The sequence below is a fragment of the Hymenobacter aerilatus genome, assembly GCF_022921095.1.
GTDB classification, from domain to species: domain Bacteria; phylum Bacteroidota; class Bacteroidia; order Cytophagales; family Hymenobacteraceae; genus Hymenobacter; species Hymenobacter aerilatus.
Window position 1 is genome coordinate 88177 of the sequence record NZ_CP095053.1, and the last position, 18685, is coordinate 106861.

Sequence of the window (18685 nt, forward strand, 5' to 3'; positions counted from 1 at the left end):
TTTGCGTTGCCTTATGAAAAAGTGCCTGTTGATTTTACTGCTTGTGTGGGGTGCCGTAGCTAGCAAGGCGCAAACTGTCGTGCCTGACCCGAACCGCATCACCTTAGTTATACATGGAGGAGCAGGTACTATTACGCGGGCCAACATGTCGCCGGAAAAGGAGCAGGCCTACCGTACTGTGCTCAATCAGGCATTGCAAACGGGATACGCTGTGCTGAAAAAGGGTGGCACTTCACTGGATGCGGTGCAGGCTACAGTACAGGTGATGGAAGACTCGCCGTTATTCAATGCTGGCAAGGGCGCGGTATTTACCCATGAAGGCCGCAACGAAATGGACGCCGCTATCATGGATGGCCGCACGCTGAAGGCTGGCGCCGTGGCGGGCATTACGGTAGTACGCAACCCCATCACAGCTGCCCGCGCCGTGATGGATCAATCTGAACATGTGATGCTGGCTGGTCGGGGCGCTGAGCAGTTTGCCATGGAAAAGGGCCTGACTATTGTCGAGCCCAGCTACTTCTACACTGAAGCTCGTCACCAACAGCTCGAAAAAGCGCTGGCCGCTGAGAAAAGCGCCGGCACCCCCGACCAGTTGAATACGCCTACCAAAACAGAAACAACGCCCGTTAAAAAAGCCAAAACCAAGCTGAAGCCCGGCAAGCCACAAAGCGCTGTACCCTACGAAGATCAAATCTTTACGGAGGGTAGGAAATACGGTACCGTGGGGGCCGTGGCCGTAGACCAATACGGCAACCTGGCCGCCGCCACTAGCACCGGTGGCATGACCAACAAACGCTACGGCCGCATCGGCGACGCACCCCTCATTGGCGCCGGTACTTATGCTGATAATAACGCCTGCGCCGTGTCGTGCACTGGTTGGGGTGAGTTCTTCATCCGTGTCACTGTGGCCCGCGACGTGGCTGCTCGCATGGAATATCAACAAGTGCCCCTAACACAGGCCGCACAAGCAACGATAGACAAGGTAGGAAAGCTAGGGGGCGACGGTGGCCTGATTGCTGTAGACCGCCAAGGCAATATCACGATGCCGTTCAACTCGGAGGGGATGTATCGGGGCTATATCAAAGCGAATGGTGAAGCACAAGTACTGATTTACAAAGAGTAACGAACAGCTAGTGGCTGAGCTCTTTGCAGAGTTGCGTAGCAGGGGGTAGGAATGAATGCAATAATTGTAACAAAACAGCTGCTTTCCTGCGAAAAATGTCTGAACTTTGCGCCGCCTTACGCCTCATTAGGGTAGGGAACAGACCCTCGCGTTCACAAAAAGGCAAAAAGAAAGGCTGCACCCACCCAGATGCAGCCTCCTAATAAAGAACGTACCCACCCAGATACGTCCTGGTACTCGTCCACTTCCCAAAATCCACCTAAAAAAGCTGTAGAAGAAGGATTCGAACCTCCACGGTGTAGTTAGCCGGCCGCCGGACCAGTTTATCCCGAATCACCACCCGCGAGAGAGGCGGGCATGTCTGCCAGTTTCATCATTCTACAATGTTTGCAGTAATCATCCGCCGTTTGCGTTTGATTATGACAAATGTACTAGATGAATCCTTATTATAAAATTTTATCAGACATTTGCTTAAAAATTTACATTAAATTTAATAATTGGCGATTTGTATTGCCAAATGCTCAAACACCCTACCGAAAAATGGCCCGCAATTACGAACTTGATGACACCGACCGCAAAATATTAGCGCTGCTGATAGCCGACGCGAAAATGCCCTACACTGAAATTGCCCGTAAAGTGCACGTATCTGGTGGTACGGTGCACGTGCGCATGGCTCGGTTAGAGGAGTTAGGGATTGTGCAAGGTGCTACACTACGCATTGATTATGAGAAGCTTGGATACGGCGTGACGGCTTTTATAGGTATCTATCTGCTCAAAAGCTCCATGTATAACGGTGTAGCGGAAGAGATGAAAAAGATTCCGGAAATCGTGAGCATGAACTACACAACTGGCAACTACGGCATCTTTGCTCGCCTGGTGTGTCGCGATACGCAGCACCTGCGCGAGGTACTACACGACCAGATCCAACTGATTGAAGGTATCGAACGAACGGAAACGTTAATTTCTCTGGAAGAATCGCTCAACCGTCCTATTCAATTGCTATAATAGTCTAGTACCAAAGCAAAAAGCCCCGTTCCTCCATAGGAACGGGGCTTTTTGCCTGAGTGAAGGTGAAGTGCCTTAGGCAACCGTCACCTGGGCGTCCAGCTTCTGAGCCAGTACGTGCTTTGGTACAGCGCCTACTTGCTTGTCTACGATCTGACCATTTTTGAAAACGAGCAGGGTAGGGATACTGCGGATGCCAAATTTGGCGGAAGTCTGAGGGTTGGAGTCTACGTCGACTTTGCCTACCACTACTTTGCCTTCATATTCGCCGGCTAGCTCCTCTACAACGGGGCCTACCATGCGGCACGGGCCGCACCACTCAGCCCAAAAGTCGACCAGTACCGGCTTATCGGAGTTGATGATTTCGTCGAAGTTAGAATCGGTAATCTCGATTGCTTTGTGTCCCATGACAGTAGGGGGGTTGATGGTACAAGGTAAAATGCTTCTTACGAGCCTTGGGCCTGCAAGGTAGCAGATTGGGAGTTTAACAAGCGAACTGTAAGAAAGTTCACAGTGCTGCTTGGCGGATGCTGCACGGTTTGCTTTGGTTACTCCTCGTGCTCCTCTACGCCTAATTGCGCATTAATCAATGGGGTTTTCGGGGCTAGGAAGAAGCCAGTAAGGCTGGCAAACATGATTGGGACAATGCTATGAAAACCGGTGAGGGTAGCCAGCAAAATAGTGGTGCTGATGGGCGTGCGCGTAACACAAGCGTTGATGGCCGCCATGCAGCTGATCATAATGAGAGGTAAGTTTTGATCAGGGAACAGCGAATTAATCAGTAGCCCTACCACTGCACCTACAAAAAACAATGGGATGATGAAGCCCCCACGCCAGCCCGACGTAACGGTGAAAGCAATAGCTAATACTTTAGCCACAAGTAGGACCAATAGAAACTGTACCGAGAAGGAATCATGAAGAAGCTCATTCAGCTGATCGTGCCCGAAGTAACGGGATAAGGGAACGAGGTAGGCCACAATACCAATTAGCAGGCCGCCCACGGCTAGTTGCCAGTAGATGGGTAGGCGCACCTTGCGGAAGCCTCTCCGGCACTGCCGGACTGTGAAAATGAACAGCCAACCAGCCGCCGTGCCCGCCAGCGCATAGAGGATAGCAAAGAAAAAGTCGTTGATACTGGAAGGTGTGTAGAGCGGGAACACCCAGGTAGGCCCGAGGCCCGTGTGCGTAATCAACACGAAGATGACGTAGCTGGAGCAGCTGGCTACGAAGGCCGGAATCAGGGCCTGGTAGTATTCTACCACGTGCCGGTGGTGCAGAATTTCAAGAGCGAACAGACTCCCGCCCAGCGGGGCGCCAAATAACGCCGTGAAAGCTGCAGCCATGCCCGCAATAGTAAGTGAGCGGAGGTCTTCGCCCCGCAGCCGAAACTTCTGAGCTAGCCACGTGCCAGTAGAGCCTACTACCTGCACCAAGGGTGCCTCTGGGCCCGCGCTACCGCCGCTGGCAATGCACAGCAACGAGGAGAGGATCATGGATGGGTTGTTGTGCGGGTCGAGCTGGCCGCCTTTGAAGCGAATGTTGTTGACTATCAGATCCATCTCGCCGGGGTCGCCCAGCTTATGAATGATGAGGCCCGCCAGCAGCCCCGCGCCCATCATCAACGGTACGACGAGCAGGCCCTGCACGCCCTCTAGCCACTCCAGCAGGTGCTCCAGCACTATCCAATAGCCCCCCGCCAGAATGCCGCCAGCTACACCAATCAGCACCCACAAAAAGAAAAGGCGGCTGAAAACAAACGGGTTGAAACGCAATGAATCATTGACCTGCTTCTGGAGAACCAGCGCACGCCGGCGGGTAGTAAATCTCATATTGACGAAGAATGGAGGGAATACAATATAACAGCCCAACCCACCTGAGGTTACCAGATGCGTTGGGCCGCCACTACAAAGCGCTGAAAGCGGAGAACTAGATTAGCTGGCAGACTTCCAGCTCTAGCTCTCGCATTTTGGTGATAAAGGCTTTGGGCTCAATCTGAAAGCGGCGCGAGAACATATCTACGGCCAAATGCTCGTGGGGCTCGGCAAACTGAATTTCCAAACGCTTGCGGCCAGGGGCAGCCTCAATGGCAGCCTCCAGCTTGTCGATCATGGGGCCGGATACGGTGCGAAGGTCCAGACGCACGCGCACGCCTTTGCTGAGCTTTTCGGCTACTTCGCTCAGCGGCTCCATGTTCATGATCTTCAGTTCCCACTGATCCTCCGAGCCGTAGCGTAGGGAAACTTTGGCCCGGATATACATGGGCGGCACCTGTTCGTTGGGGTAGTTGCGCGGGTTGATGACGTGCGTAAAGCGCGTGTATTCATCCCGGAACAAGGCCAATTGCAACGACGAATCGTAGTCTTCCAGCGTGAAGGCCGCAAACGGCTGCCCGTTGCGGGTAGTACGGTAGGCCACGTTCGTAATCAGCCCCGCCACGTTGATATCCTTGTTCTTGTGGTTCTCGATTTTGTCGAGCGAGGTGGTGCAATACGAGTCGATTTCCATCTTGTAGTTGTCGAGTGGGTGACCCGACAGGTAGAAACCTACTACATCCTTCTCGCGGCGAAGCTGCTCAGTGGCAGGCCACTTCTCCATGTCGGCTACCTTGGGTAGGGGCATGGCAACCGCGCCGAAAGCAGAGCCCCCAAAGAGGCTCTGCTGGGCTGAATCCTGATCGGCTTGGTGCTGCTGGCCCAGCTTCACGGCCTTGTCAATAAGGTTCTGGTCGCCTGATGGAGCCTCCACGAACTGGCGGCGGTGGTAGCGCTCAAACGAATCGAACGCGCCCGACAAGGCCAGGCTTTCAAATGTTTTCTTGTTCACGGCGCGCAGGTTTACGCGCTTCGCAAAGTCGAAAATGTCGGTGTACTTGCCTTTACGCTTACGTTCCTGCACGATTTCCTCCACGGCCGCTTCACCCGCGCCCTTCACCGCGGCCATCCCGAAGCGAATCTGGCCTTTCTCGTTCACGTTGAACTTCATGATGGATTCGTTCACGTCGGGGCCGAGCACGGCTACGCCCTGCTTGCGGGCTTCCTCAATGAAGAACGTCACCTTCTTGATGTCGCCCATGTTGTTGGTGAGCACGGCAGCCATGTACTCGGCAGGGTAGTGGGCCTTGAGGTAGCCGGTCTGGTAGGCCACCACCGAGTAGGCGGCGGAGTGGGAGCGGTTGAAGCCATAGGCCGCAAACTTCTCCATCACGTCGAACACCTCGTTGGCTTTTTTCGCCACAATGCCATGCAGCTTCTTGGCGCCTTCGCAGAACTTCTCGCGCTCCAGGGCCATCTTCTTCATGTCCTTCTTACCCATAGCGCGGCGCAGCAAGTCGGCGCCGCCTAGCGAGTAACCGGCCAGAATCTGGGCCGTCTGCATGATCTGCTCCTGGTACACCATAATGCCCTGGGAGTAGTTCAGGATGGGCTCCAGCAGCTCGTGGGGGTACTCTACCGGCTCCTTGCCGTGCTTGCGGTTGATGAAGTTCGGGATGAACTGCATGGGTCCGGGCCGGTACAGGGCGTTCATCGCAATCAAGTCCTCGATATTGGTCGGGCGCAAGTCCTTGAGGTACATACGCATGCCTTCCGATTCAAACTGGAACGTACCAATAGTGTCGCCGCGCTGGTACAGCTCGTAGGTCTTGGGGTCGTCAATCGGGATGTTGTCGATATCGATTTTGACGCCGTGGTTCTGCTCAATCAGGCGCATGGCATCTTCGATGATGGTAAGGGTCTTGAGGCCCAAAAAGTCCATCTTCAGCATGCCGGCCGATTCAATCACCTTGCCGTCGAACTGCGTCACCAGCAGGTCCGAATCCTTCGAAGTAGACACCGGAATGTACTTCGTGATGTCATCGGGAGCGATGATGACGCCGGCGGCGTGAATGCCGGTGTTGCGCACCGAGCCTTCCAGACGCTCCGCCAAGCGTAGAATCTGACCCTTGAGGTTGTCCGGCGCTTCATCGCGGCGGATCATGTCCAGCTCCTGCACCTCAGCAAAGGCCTTCGCGAGAGTAGTGCCTACCTGCTCAGGCACCATCTTGGTCAGGTCATTGGTCTGGGGTAGGGGCAGCTCCATGGCCCGCGCCACGTCCTTGATAGAGGACTTAGCAGCCATGGTACCGAAGGTGATAATCTGGGCCACCTGTGTTTTGCCGTATTTGTCTACCACGTAGTCAATCACGCGCTGGCGGTTCACGTCGTCGAAGTCGATGTCAATATCGGGCATCGACACGCGCTCGGGATTCAGGAAACGCTCGAACAGCAGCGAGTACTTAATAGGGTCGATGTTGGTGATACCGATGCAGTAGGCCACCGCCGAGCCCGCCGCCGAGCCCCGGCCCGGCCCCACGGCCACGCCAATGCTACGACCGTGATTGATGAAATCCTGCGTAATGAGGAAGTAGCCCGCAAAGCCCATCGTTTCGATGATGCGCAGCTCGTAGTCCAGGCGCTCCTCAATCTCGGGCGTGCGTTCCGAGTAGCGGGGCCGGTCGCCTTCAAATGCACCTTTGTAGGTAAGGTGGCGCAGGAAGGCATCGGCCGTGGGGTGCTCGGGGGGTAGGGGGAAGTTGGGTAGGAGAATATCGCGCTGCAACTTGGGCGGCGTGATTTTGTCCACGATTTCGTTGGTGTTATCCACGCTCTCTGGCACGTCGGCAAACAGCGTGTTCATCTCCTCCTGGTTCTTGAAGTAGAACTGGTCGTTGGGGAAACCGAAGCGCGCACGCGGCCGTGGCATCTGCCGCTCCTCATCAATGCGCATGAGCTGACGGCGCACTGAGTCGTCGCTGGCCGCCATCGGACGAATAGCGTCGAGGTGGTCATAAATCACCTTGTTGTCGCCGCTGATGAGGCGGAAGTAGTTCGTCTCGAAGTCGCCTACCGGGATACTGTGTTCCTCACCGGTGTTCACGCACAGCAGGAGGTCGTGGGGGGCAAAGTCGTTCTGCTCCACGTAGTGCGAGTCGTTGGTGCAGATCACTTTGACGTTGTACTTGTGCGCGAACTTCAGCAGTACCTGGTTTACATCTTCCTGGCTTTTGCCGGTGTTGTCGATGTTCATCAGGCCGTGGCGCTGGATTTCGATGTAGTAGTCCTCGCCGAACACATCCAGCCACCACTTCAGCAGCTCCTCCGCCTCCGCCTCCGATTTCCACAAAATGGCTTGGGGTAGCTCCGCGCCAATGCAGCAGGAGGTAGCAATCAGCCCCTCGTGGTATTGCAGCAGCAATTCCTTATCGATGCGCGGGAACTTGGAGTACACGCCTTCGATGTAGCTCATGGAGCACAGCTTGGCCAGGTTGTGGTAGCCGGCCTGGTCCTTGGCCAGCAGCAGCTGGTGGCGGCGCACGTCCCGCTCGCCCTTCTCCCGGCTAAATGCCTTTTTGTGGCGGTCTTCTACCAAGTAAAACTCGCAGCCCACAATGGGCTTCACGTTGTATTTATTCGCCTCGGCTACAAAGTTGAACGCCCCGAACATGTTGCCGTGGTCGGTGAGGGCTACGGCAGGCATACCGTCGGCCTGGGCCTTTTTCATCAGGGCCGAAATGCTGGCCTGGCCGTCGAGGAGGGAATATTGGGTGTGGCAGTGAAGGTGCGAGAATACAGGCATGGGCAACAGGTTTCGCGCCATTAGGGCGCGAAGCGGATAGTAAAGTTACCCACGAATCAGCGGAAGCAAAAGGTTGCGCGGTAAGAGGTTTTGTGTAAGATGCCCCACGCAAAATACCTTATAGGGCCAGGGCTATAGTGCAGGACTTATGGGCGAAATGCGGAATACTTCACTGAAAAAGGTAAGGCACAAACCACTTACCTATCCCTCTCGACGATGGCAAGAGAAGCAATTCGGAACCCCTTCAGCGTAAAAGCGTTTATCTTAGCACACGTAGTGTTTTGTTTTTTCGGGTCCCGCCGGACTTTTCTCGACATGCAACGCATTCTTCCGTTCGCCCTCTAACGGCTGCCATCTGCGGGCGGCCTACCTTCATGAAAAGCCTTGCCGCCCTCACCGACCCGGTGTATACCGAGCCTGCTGCGCCTACCCGGCTGGATACGTTTCTGCTACGTTTCTGCCAAGATAAGCGCGATCTGCCCTTCCTCTACCTGCTTTTAGAAATTTCGGTAACGCTGCTACCGATGGCCGTGGCGCTGTTCCTGCCCCTGCCGGGGTGGGCGTGGTGGTCGGTGCTGGTGGTGTATCTGGGGCTGACTACGTTTTACTTCAAAGGTCCGTTTGGGCTGATGCTGCACTGCACCAGTCACCGGATCTTATTCAAGAAGAAATACGGTTGGTTGAACAAATACATTCCGTGGGTGATTGGGCCGCTGTTTGGGCAAACGCCCGATACGTACTACACGCACCACATGGGCATGCACCATCCCGAAAACAACCTGCCCGACGACGAAAGCTCCACCATGTACTACCAGCGCGACTCGTGGAGGAGCTTCGGGCGCTACCTGGCCGATTTTCTGCTGCTGGGTTTTCCAAAGCTGTTTGCCTACCTGGGGCGCACTGGTAAAACCACCTTTAAGTGGCGGGCTTTCAAGGGGGAACTGTCGTACATCCTGGCTTGCGTGCTACTCTCCTTCGTCAACCTACCCGCTACCTTCGTCGTGCTGATTCTGCCGCTGCTGGTTGCGCGCATTGTCATGATGCTGGGCAATTGGAGTCAACACGCATTTATTGACAGCAACGACCCTGGCAACTGCTATACGAATAGCGTCACGTGTATCAACACTAAGTACAATCATAAGTGCTGGAACGATGGCTACCACATCAGCCACCACCTCAAGCCCGCCCTACACTGGACCGAGCACCCCAATCACTTCCGTAAAAACGTAGCTGAATATGCCCGCCAAGAGTCGGTAGTATTCGATGGTATCCACTTCCTGCACATTTTCGCCTACCTCATGACGCGCCGCTACGATCTGCTGGCCCGCCATTTTGTGGACCTAGACAACCGCTACGCGTCTGATGCTGAAATTATTTCGTTGCTGAAAGCGCGTACCCAGCGTATTGCGCGGGTGCCCGAGCCGGTGATGGGGTAGGAGTATAGTTAGTAGTTGTTAGCAGCAAAAAACCGTTATCGTCCCGAGCAGCGCTCGGGACGATAACGGTTTTTTGCTGCTAATCAATAGCTTATTTAGCCGGCGTGATGGTCAGCACTTCACCGGGGCGCACATTGAAGTCGGGCTTGTTGTTCCACTCCAGTATCTGCTTGATGGTGACGCCGTACTTGCGCGAGATGCCGTACATCGACTCGCCGGCCTGCACCGTGTGCTGCACCGTGGTGGGGGTGGCGGGCTGAGGCTTGGTGGTAGGCGCAGCCGCGGGAGCTATTGGCGTTTTGGCAGCTGGAGGGGTAGGGGCCGTCTGGGTAGGCGCTGTTTTGGGTTGAAGGTCCGAGGCTTCCTCTGGAGGCGTCACGCGGAGCTGCTGCCCGATTTTTAAAGAGGGGTTCAACGGGAGGCCGTTCCAAGCTTCCAAGTCGCGGGGGCTGATGTGGTAGAGGCGGGCGATACCGTAGAGGGTTTCTTTGGTGCGCACGGTATGTAGGCCATTTGGTGGCAGGGGGGCGGGCGTAGCCGGAGCCTGCATCATGGGGTAGGGCGCAGCAGCCGGAGCAGCACTAGAAGCTTCCGTGGCGGCCGTTGCTGGCGCAGGGGCATTATTCGCTGCCGAAGCCGGCGCAGTAGGACGGGCAGGTGCTGGTTGGTATACACTGCGCGGTGCAGAGGCCGGTGCGGGTGCTGGCGTAGCAGATACAGCAGGCATCGCCGCCGTATCCGCTACGCCGGTGGTAGCAACTTCGTCATTCAGCATAGCCGCCGTATCGGCGGGGGCAGCGGCAACTACGTGCGCTGGTGCTGGTGCGGTGGGTTGAGTGGTAGGTGGAAACGTCTTGGTAGACGGCACCGGAGCCGGGCCGGGTGCAGCCTGCGTAGCGCGCGTTGGCCGAGCAAAGGCCGCTAGCGCCGCTTCGTTCTGCACGGTTTTGTACTCCACCGGCACATCACGGGGGCGGGTGTGCTGGAGCCACAGTACGCGGCCGGGGCGCAACTCCTCGTTGCGGGCCATGCGGTTTTTGCTCAGGATGGAGCGCACCCGTATGCCGTACTGCTGCGAAATGGTGGTGATGCTTTCGTTAGGTTGGGCCACGTGGTATTCCACGGCCGCTTTATCGCGCTTTTTCTGCACAAAATAGGGCTGGCCGGCCACCACGTTGTCGAAGGCGTAGAGGTCGTTGTAGCGCATAAAGCGGCGCAGCTTCAAATCGGTGCGCTGGGCCAGCGTTTCCTTGGTTTCGCCGGGTAGCGCCACCACCGCCCGCAAGCCGTTGATGAGCACAAAGCCGGGGTGGCGCGGGTCGGGGGTAGGCTGCGCTAGGGTAGGGGCCGTGGAGGCTACCGGCTGCTGCGCGGCTAGGGCCGCCACCTGCGCAGGATCAGTAACGGGCACCAGCACCGTGTAGGCCTTATCCGAGGGCACAGCCTCAGCTAGCAGCCAGCGGTTGTGCTTGGCTAGCTCCTCGGGCGTGGTCTGGAAGCTGGCAGCCATAGCCGCCAGCGGCTGACCGGCAGCAGCCGGAAACTCCTGTAGCGCCAGCGCGGGGTTGCCGTTCAGCCCCACGGCCTGCTCGAAGGCTATCTTGTGCGCCAGAAACGTGATGATGTAGGGGTGCGAGCGTTCAGTTACCTCCATCTCCGTAGCCGCGGCGTCGGTGGGTAGGGTGTAGGGCTTGGTACCCCCAATGCCCAGGTTGTAGCTCAAAAGCACGTCCAGCCAGTTATGAAAGGCATTGTGGCTGCGTTTAAAGTACTTAGCTGCCGCGTGCGAAGCCGTTACAATGTGCTTGCGCTCATCTACCTGGTCGTTCATCAGCAGGTTGAAATCCGTAGCGGCCTCGCGCTTAAACTGCCAGTAGCCCACCGCATCGTGAATGCTCTGGGCATCGCCCTGCAAGCCGCTTTCCTGCAAGGCCAGATAGCGGAAATCCAGCGGTACAGCTTCTTCCTGAAATACTCGGTCGATGATGGGGAAATACGCATCAGCCAGCAGCACGCGGGCCTGAAAGGAGGCCGGATGGCTGCGCAACGCGTCTACTTTCTGCTGCACGGCGCGCTGACCGCCACTGCTGAAGCGTATGGTAAGGTTGGCAAAGGGTAGGGTAGCGGGCACCGAAGGGCTACCCGACTGCGCCGCTACCCACAGCGGCAGCAGGCACAGCACTAAAGCAAAAAGTCGTTTCATGGGCTACTACAAGGGTACGCCGGACTGGTGGCGGTCCATCTAACCCCAAAATAGGCGAAAAAATCCGGGTTAGGGTAGGTGCTAGTGGTGCTGATGCCAAGGCAGGGTAGGACTGAAATGAAAAACGACGGCTCTGCCAGCCGCCGTTTTTCATAAAACTAGTTGCCGGGTGGCCGGCCACCCCCGGGCGGACGACCACCGCCGCCGCCCTGACCGCCCCCGCGCCAGTTGCCCCTACCCTCGCGGCCGCCCTCCTCTGTAGGCATGTTCACGTTGCCGCGGCGCAGGTTGTAGGTAAACATCAACATGAAGTATTGTTGCAGGTTGTTGGTCACTACCCGCTCGTTGTAAGCCACCGTGATGTTGTTTTGAATGCTCTGGTTTTGCTTCAGAATATCAAAGGCATACAGCTTTATTTCGCCGCGCTGGCCGGGCAGAATGCGCTTGCCCAGGCTGGCATTCCAGAGCAAATACTGCTGGCTGGCCGCCGACAAGCCCTGGTTGTACTGGTGCACCACATTGGTTTGGAAATTGATGCCCGGCCCAAACGTCCAGCTCAGGCGCACCGAGCTGTTTTGCACGTAGTAGTTGGTATTGAGACGCACGTTGGCCGAATTGCGCGCGTACGTCAGCCGCCCATCTGTCGACACCGTGAAATCGAGCGTGGTGCTGATGTTGCTGCTCAGCGTAATGCCCAGCCCCACGTTCGGCGACTTCGAGTAGTTCAGCACCCCGTTGTTGATGCCCGGCGTGCGCGAGTAGCCCACCGAGCCGTTGAGGTTCAGGTTGGTTTTGATGAAGTTCAGCGGCATGCCGTAGTTGCTGAACGCCCGCACCGAATATTGCTGGCCTAGGTTCACGGGGCGCGTGAGCTGCCCGCCCAGGGGGAGGGCGACCTCGCCCCCGTTGATGCTCAACACCGTGTCGCGGGGCGTCACGAAGGTGCTGTTGGTAATGTAGTCGTCGGTGATGGTGCCGAACACGCCGGCAAAAAACGACGTCGATTTTTCGGGCTGCGAGGCCGAGTAGCGCAACGCCAGCACGTGCTGGTATTGCTGGCGCAGGTTGGGGTTGCCGGTAGTTAGCTGGAGCGGGTTGGCATTGTTTACCACCTCCTGCAGCTGGCCGATGCTGGGCGCCGAGGTGCGGCCGTTGTAGTTCAGGCGCAGATTTTTCTCCCGTGAGAAGCGGTAGCGCAGCTGGGCATTGGGCAGAATGTTGTAGAACGTGCGGTTGATGCCCGGCCCGGCCGGAAACTTCTGGTCGCTGTTGAGGTCGGCCTTCTGGGCTGTCACGCCCGCCGAGGCTTGCAGGGTTTCGGTCTGGTAGCGGTAGCTGGCGCCTACCCCCTGTGTGAGGTAGGTATTGGTGAACACGTTGCTCAGGCCCGCGTTGATGTCGGAGTAGGCGTTGTCAGTTTCTGCGAAATCGTAGGTTTTCTTATCCGAGTCGTTGGGCGTGTACACCACGTTGTAGTTGAATTGTAGCAAGTCGCGCTTGCTCAGCGGCTCCGTGTACGACACCCCCGAACTCAGTTGCCACCCCCGCTGGTTGAGGGTAGCATACTGGTCCAGCACAATCGTATCCGACAACGAGTAGAGGTTGCTATTGCCGTCCTTGCTGCTGTAGTTGGCATTCAGGTCCAGCGAAACCGTGCGGCCGGCTTTGGCAAAGCGGTGGCGGTACAGCAGCTGATTATCGGAGTTGATGCCCGTAAGGCGCGAACGGTAGTCCGTCGAAACCACGCCCCGTGGCGCGTCGCCTACCAGCGTCTGGCCATCCAGCGTGCTATTGCCATTGTTCTGCTGAAACGACAGGCGCGGAATAAACAGGATAGAATTAGCCGAGTCAATCTTATGCTCCAGCCGCAGGTTTGCGCGGTGGTTGATGTTGCGGCTGTTCACGAAAGAATTCTCGATGTAGCGCTGGTTCTGGGTGGCGTACTGGCGGTCGGTGCTGCTGGTGATGCGGTTGTTGGTCTGGTTGAAGAAGTAGCTACCCGTCACCTGCGTTTTCTTGCCCCACTGGTCAGAGTAGTTGATACCCACCGCATTGGTGGTCGAAATGCCTCCGCCCTGCGGCACCAGGAAATTACCACCGCCACCACCGCCACCCCGGCCGCCGCGCCCGCCCCCGCTGGCCCCTACCAGGTCAGCCGAGGCAAAGTTTTGCATGTTGATGTTGTTGGACTGCGCCACCAGCGAAATGCGCTGGTCACCGTTGAAGCTGTTTACGCTCACGCTGGCCTGGTAGCGCTCCGGCCCTGCCCCCAACGACAAGCGCCCAAATTGCCCCTTGCGGTATTGCGGCTTGGTTACGATGTTGATGGTTTTCTGGGTATTGCCGTCGTTGAAGCCCGAAAACTGCGACTGTTCGCTCTGGCGGTCAAACACCTCAATCTTGTCGATAATTTCGGCTGGAATGTTCTTCATGGCCGCATCAGGGTCGGTACCGAAGAACTCTTTGCCGTCTACCAATATGCGCTGCACCTGCTCGCCCTGCGCGTTCACCTTGCCATCCTGCACCGTAATGCCAGGCATCTTGGTCACTAGGTCGCGGGCATCGGCGTCGGGGTTGGTCTTGAAGGCGTTGGCGTTGTACTGCGCCGTGTCTCCCTTCTGCACAGCAGCGGGCGTTTTGCCTACCACTTCCACGCCTTTTAGCGTGATGCCGCCGGCCTGCAAGGGGAGCGTACCCAGCGCCCGGTTGGCCTGCGTGAGCTGCACCTGACGGCGGGTAGACTGGTACCCTAAAAACGATACCGCCAGCACGTAGCGCCCGGCGGGCACGTCGGCTATGCTGAAGTTGCCCTCAGTATCCACGGCCGCCCCGCGCCGCACCGAGTCGGGCACCTGAATCAGCACCACGTTGGCCCCAATCAGCGGCGATTTATCGGTGGCGTCTTCCACCCGGCCAGTTACCGAAAAAGTGGTCTGTGCCAGCGCGGAGCCACTGAGCAATAGTAAGATAACGAAGAGGAGAAGTCGTTGCATATCGAATAATTAGCGGCTTATTGGACGAAGGTAGAGGGAGGGGGTTTAAGCCGTAGGCCTGTACTCTCCTGGAACTCGGCGGTTCGCCCGGAAATATCTATCAACTGGCAAAAGAGGCCGACGAAAAATCAGTGCAGTATCTGTGGCCGTGCAAGCAGACTCCAAAGCGTGCTATAGGTTGCAGGGTAGCGTCTCTGATATATGGTTTTCTACCGTATTCTACCCCAGGTTCCGTTCGGACGCGTCGTCAGAAAATAGCGTGGATGTTATGTGTAGGCGTATCTTGCCCCTTTCGCTATAGGTAGGATTTCTATCAGATGAGCTGCTTCTCTATTCTCTTAGCTGCTTGCTTGGCGAGCGGCGCTCCGCCAGCGGCCGCTGCCGATACTGCCCATCTGCGCCGCGACCTAGTGGCCCTTACCACCACGGCCCAGCCGCGTAACTATCTGCACGAAGCCAGCCTAAACCAAGCCGCCGACTACATCAAAGCAGAGCTGGCCGCCGCTGGTGCCCAGCCCACCGAGCAAACGTATCAGGTGCAGGGCCGCACGTACCGCAACATTGTGGGTGGCTTTGGGCCGGCTAATGGGCCGCGCATTGTCATCGGGGCGCACTATGATGTGTGCGGCGAGCAGCCCGGCGCCGATGACAACGGGACCGGCGTGGCCGCCTTGCTGGAAATGGCCCGCCTGCTGCCCCGTCAGCCTTTGGCATGCCGTATAGAGTTGGTGGCCTACACGCTGGAAGAGCCGCCATTTTTCCGCACGCCGCAGATGGGCAGCTATGTGCACGCGCGTAGCCTGCACGAAACCAGCGTACCAGTGCGCGGTATGATAGCACTGGAAATGCTAGGGTATTATGATGACCGCAAGAACTCGCAGGACTACCCCATTAAGCCTCTGCGCTGGATCTATGGCAGCCGTGGCAACTACGTAACGGTGGCGCAGAAATTCGGCAACGGCCGCTTCGGGCGGCGGTTTGCCCGCGTGTATAAGGAAACTGCGGCCCTACCCGTCAAGCGGTTCAAAGCCCCCGCTTGGCTGCCAGGTATCGATTTTTCCGATCACCTCAACTATTGGCATTTCAACTACCCTGCCGTGCTGCTAACGGATACGGCTTTTTACCGCAACAAGCAGTACCACGAGGCCGCCGATACCCTCGACCGGCTGGATATGCGCCGGTTGGCCTTGGCCGTAGATGCCGTGTTGGCTACGGTTGTGCAACTGGCTGCGGGGTAGTATACTGCCTGATAATAAACGTACTACACAGCATGCGCTTGAGCTGTGCCAACACGCTCACATAAAAATAGCACGACTGCGTCCGGCAACTGTTTTCTCCTGCAAACTTCCTTTTCTAGCATATCAGCAGGTCTCACCTTTTGCCTGACTCGGGTTTGATAGTCCGAAGCACAATACTACCCTCTCAGCCCAACCCTTTCACACAGAAGGAAGTCAATCTGTGTGCGATACAGTCGTTATAAGTCCCTAATGTACTATATTTGTATAATAATGATTATAAAAAATATAACTATTTATATAATACTGATTTTGGTATTTGAACGAATCCAATGTTGTTACAGCTCATAACAAGCGTATGCAACTGCGGATAGAAGAATTTTTGATTCGGCCTCCAGTCGAAAAAACGACTACATGATAAATGTCACAAAGCCTTTTCTGCCGCCTCAAGAGGAATACGACCACTACCTACGCGGAATTTGGTCGAGGAAATGGCTGACGAACAATGGTCCTTTAGTCAATGAGCTGGAACTCACGCTAAAAAACTATTTCGACGTACCACACTTATTCTACGTGACCAATGGTACCACTGCTTTGCAGTTGGCTATCAAAGCATTAGATCTGCAAGGCGAAATTATCACTACCCCATTTTCTTTCGTTGCCACCACCAGCAGCATCGTGTGGGAAGGGTGCACGCCGGTTTTTGTCGACATTGATCCTGCTACGTATAACATTGATCCTGCGCTGATTGAGGCTGCTATTACCCCCCAAACCACGGCTATTCTGGCCACGCATGTGTTCGGGAATCCGTGCGCTGTGAGGGAAATAGGCGCGGTAGCCATTAAGCACGGGCTACGCGTCATCTACGATGCAGCCCATGCGTTTGGCACCCAATATCAGGGCCGTTCGGTGCTGCATCAGGGTGATATCAGCACGCTGAGTTTCCACTCCACTAAGCTCTTCCACACTATTGAGGGCGGCGCGCTCATCACCCATGATGCAAACCTAGCCAACAAGATTGCGCACATGCGCAACTTCGGCTTTCACGGTCCCGAGACATTTCAGGGGGTAGGCATCAACGGCAAGAACAGCGAGTTTCACGCTGCTATGGGGTTGTGTAACCTCAAGTACGTGCAGCAAATTCTGGCCCGGCGTCAGGAGCTTACGGAGGTGTATCACCAGATGCTGAGGCCTTTGCAAGTAGGAAAACCTTTTCTGCGCCCGAACGCAGGTTTCAACTACGCCTACTACCCCGTACTGTTTAATAACGAAGCTGTTTTGTTGAAGATGATTGATGCGTTGCACGGCGTGTACGTCTACCCTCGGCGATACTTCTACCCCTCGCTGGAAAAGCTAAGCTACGTACGGCCGGGGCAGCACATGTGCGCTTCTTCCAATATCGCGTCTCGCGTGCTGTGCCTACCCTTGTACCACGAGTTATCGGTGGAGGAAGTGAAAATGATTTGTCGGGCTATTCTTCGCGCAGATCGGTATTGAGGTCGGCCTACCCAAAACGGAGCTGGTTAGCTAGGCTGACTACCCCGGTGCCCTACCTGGTTTGTTGCGTACTTGCTGTGGATCTATGAAGGAAAAAACCTTAAAAGGCCGCGCGGCCGTCAGCATGGTATGGCTCACGGGGGAGCGATTTGGGAGCCTAATCAGTGACTTTCTGATTTCCGTTTTCCTTGCCCGGATTCTGGGCCCCAGCGAGTTTGGCCTGATAGCCATGGTAGCGGTTTTTATCGCCCTATTGCAGCCGTTTACGGATGCAGGATTGGGTAGCGCGCTCCTGCGGAAAAAGGATGCCACTCCCGAAGACTACGACACCGTGTTCTGGAGTAATCTGGGCTTGTCTGTTGCCGCCTATGCCATTGTGTTTGCCTGTGCGCCACTGGTGGCGCAATTTTACAAGCAGCCCCTGCTCACGGATATTATCCGGGTGCTGGGCATCAGCTTGGTGCTGAACTCGTTGAACATCGTGCAGAACATCCGGCTGACGAAGCTGCTGGATTTTCGCACCATCAGTCTCCGCTCGCTGGTCAGCAACGTTCTGTCCGGTGGCATTGGGTTGTACCTAGCCTACCGTGGCTGGAGCTATTGGGCGCTGGTGATACGGCAGCTGCTCAATGCGCTCATTACCAATGTGCTGTATTGGGCGGCGCGGGCGTGGTTTCCGTCGTTCAACTTTTCCACGGCCTCGTTTAAGGATTTCTTCGGGTTCGGCTCCAAGATGCTGCTTTCCAGCCTGCTCGATACAGGCTTTCGCAACATCTACCCCTTGCTGATCGGTAAGTTCTACTCGGCGTCTGCGCTAGGGTTCTACAACCGCGCCGTAAACCTGAAAGACATTCCGCAGACCTTAGTTTCGCAGGTGACTGGCCGGGTTTCCTACCCCGTTCTGATTGAGTTGCAGGACGACCCGCCGCGGTTGACGCAGGCCTACAAGCGTCTTATGCAATTGGTGTCGTTTGCCTATTTTCCAATTCTGATGGGCCTGATGGGCTTGAGCAAGAGCGTGATACTCGTGCTGTTTACAGACAAGTGGGCCAGCGCTATTCCCCTGCTGCAAGGCCTTGCGTTCGTAGGCCTGCTCTACCCCATTCATGCCCTAAACCTGAATATTCTGACTCTCAAAAAGCGGTCTGACTTGTTTCTCGTTCTCGAGATAATCAAGAAAGCATTGACGGTGGTGTTCCTGCTACTTACCTATCGGTGGGGCGTAATGGGTCTGATCTACGGGCAAATTGCTTTGTCATTCGTGGCCCTGATAATCAATACGTACTACTCCAAGCAGCTGATTGCCTATGGCTTTGCGCACCAGCTGCGCGATTTGCTGCCTAGCTTCTGCACATCGCTTACCATGGGTGTAGCCTTATTGTGGGGTAGCGAGCAGCTACAGGTTTTCACCTGGTGGACCTTGTTGCTATGGGTCGTGGCGGGTGGGGCCATCTACCTCACGCTGTCGGCCATCTTCAACCGAAAAAACCTACGCTACCTGTACGATTTCTTTAGGGAGAAGTACCTCACCATGCGGATGGCCGGTTGACCCCTGCTTCGCTCCACCGCCAGAAATCGCC

Annotated in this window: 11 protein-coding genes; 6 read left to right on the plus strand and 5 right to left on the minus strand. The window is 56.2% G+C overall.

The window, feature by feature from the left end; all coding sequences use genetic code 11:
- The first annotated feature begins 13 nt into the window (after positions 1-13).
- Together MUN82_RS00355 and MUN82_RS00360 are read left to right on the plus strand one after the other, a co-directional pair.
- Positions 14-1123 carry an isoaspartyl peptidase/L-asparaginase family protein gene (locus tag MUN82_RS00355; RefSeq protein WP_245093841.1) on the plus strand — a complete coding sequence of 370 codons (1110 nt, stop codon included), beginning with the start codon at positions 14-16 and terminating at the stop codon, positions 1121-1123.
- A 540-nt stretch (positions 1124-1663) separates the two neighbouring features.
- Positions 1664-2128 carry an Lrp/AsnC ligand binding domain-containing protein gene (locus MUN82_RS00360; RefSeq protein ID WP_185281168.1) on the plus strand — a complete coding sequence of 155 codons (465 nt, stop codon included), beginning with the start codon at positions 1664-1666 and terminating at the stop codon, positions 2126-2128.
- Positions 2129-2203: 75 nt separating this feature from the next.
- On the opposite strand, the gene trxA is transcribed toward MUN82_RS00360, so the two are convergent.
- From trxA to dnaE, 3 genes are all read right to left on the minus strand, one after another.
- On the minus strand, positions 2204-2536 hold the full coding sequence (gene trxA, locus MUN82_RS00365; protein ID WP_185281167.1) for a thioredoxin: 333 nt from the start codon (positions 2534-2536) through the stop codon (positions 2204-2206).
- Between the two features lie 140 nt (positions 2537-2676).
- Entirely contained in the window at positions 2677-3957 is a 1281-nt protein-coding gene (locus tag MUN82_RS00370; RefSeq protein WP_245093842.1) for a chloride channel protein, read from the minus strand.
- Positions 3958-4054: 97 nt separating this feature from the next.
- Complete coding sequence (gene dnaE / locus MUN82_RS00375) at positions 4055-7741, minus strand: DNA polymerase III subunit alpha (protein ID WP_245093843.1); 3687 nt, start codon at positions 7739-7741, stop codon at positions 4055-4057.
- A 374-nt stretch (positions 7742-8115) separates the two neighbouring features.
- Between dnaE and MUN82_RS00380 the strand changes: the two genes are divergently transcribed.
- Positions 8116-9177, plus strand: a complete 1062-nt coding sequence (locus MUN82_RS00380) for a fatty acid desaturase family protein (RefSeq protein ID WP_245093844.1) — start codon at positions 8116-8118, stop codon at positions 9175-9177.
- 91 nt (positions 9178-9268) lie between these two features.
- On the opposite strand, the gene MUN82_RS00385 is transcribed toward MUN82_RS00380, so the two are convergent.
- A complete protein-coding gene (locus tag MUN82_RS00385) occupies positions 9269-11380 on the minus strand; it encodes a LysM peptidoglycan-binding domain-containing protein (RefSeq protein WP_245093846.1) in 2112 nt (703 codons plus the stop codon).
- A 158-nt stretch (positions 11381-11538) separates the two neighbouring features.
- On the minus strand, positions 11539-14373 hold the full coding sequence (locus MUN82_RS00390) for a TonB-dependent receptor (protein WP_245093848.1): 2835 nt from the start codon (positions 14371-14373) through the stop codon (positions 11539-11541).
- Between the two features lie 317 nt (positions 14374-14690).
- Here MUN82_RS00390 and MUN82_RS00395 point away from each other — a divergent pair, with 317 nt between their 5' ends.
- The 3 genes from MUN82_RS00395 (at position 14691) to MUN82_RS00405 (ending at position 18654) form a co-directional block, all read left to right on the plus strand.
- Positions 14691-15611 (plus strand): M28 family peptidase, encoded by a 921-nt coding sequence (locus tag MUN82_RS00395; protein WP_245093850.1) that lies wholly within the window; start codon positions 14691-14693, stop codon positions 15609-15611.
- Positions 15612-16022: 411 nt separating this feature from the next.
- On the plus strand, positions 16023-17105 hold the full coding sequence (locus tag MUN82_RS00400; RefSeq protein WP_245093852.1) for a DegT/DnrJ/EryC1/StrS family aminotransferase: 1083 nt from the start codon (positions 16023-16025) through the stop codon (positions 17103-17105).
- Positions 17106-17190: 85 nt separating this feature from the next.
- Positions 17191-18654, plus strand: coding sequence for a lipopolysaccharide biosynthesis protein (locus tag MUN82_RS00405; protein WP_245093854.1), 1464 nt, complete (start codon positions 17191-17193; stop codon positions 18652-18654).
- The last annotated feature ends 31 nt before the right edge of the window (positions 18655-18685 follow it).

Bases quoted from the DNA above. Each gene is read 5' to 3' on its own strand.
- dnaE (WP_245093843.1), bottom strand. From the start codon at position 7,741: ATGCCTGTATTCTCGCACCTTCACTGCCACACCCAATATTCCCTCCTC.
- MUN82_RS00370 (WP_245093842.1), bottom strand. From the start codon at position 3,957: ATGAGATTTACTACCCGCCGGCGTGCGCTGGTTCTCCAGAAGCAGGTC.
- MUN82_RS00390 (WP_245093848.1), bottom strand. From the start codon at position 14,373: ATGCAACGACTTCTCCTCTTCGTTATCTTACTATTGCTCAGTGGCTCC.
- trxA (WP_185281167.1), bottom strand. From the start codon at position 2,536: ATGGGACACAAAGCAATCGAGATTACCGATTCTAACTTCGACGAAATC.
- MUN82_RS00400 (WP_245093852.1), top strand. From the start codon at position 16,023: ATGATAAATGTCACAAAGCCTTTTCTGCCGCCTCAAGAGGAATACGAC.
- MUN82_RS00360 (WP_185281168.1), top strand. From the start codon at position 1,664: ATGGCCCGCAATTACGAACTTGATGACACCGACCGCAAAATATTAGCG.
- MUN82_RS00380 (WP_245093844.1), top strand. From the start codon at position 8,116: ATGAAAAGCCTTGCCGCCCTCACCGACCCGGTGTATACCGAGCCTGCT.
- MUN82_RS00385 (WP_245093846.1), bottom strand. From the start codon at position 11,380: ATGAAACGACTTTTTGCTTTAGTGCTGTGCCTGCTGCCGCTGTGGGTA.
- MUN82_RS00355 (WP_245093841.1), top strand. From the start codon at position 14: ATGAAAAAGTGCCTGTTGATTTTACTGCTTGTGTGGGGTGCCGTAGCT.
- MUN82_RS00405 (WP_245093854.1), top strand. From the start codon at position 17,191: ATGAAGGAAAAAACCTTAAAAGGCCGCGCGGCCGTCAGCATGGTATGG.
- MUN82_RS00395 (WP_245093850.1), top strand. From the start codon at position 14,691: ATGAGCTGCTTCTCTATTCTCTTAGCTGCTTGCTTGGCGAGCGGCGCT.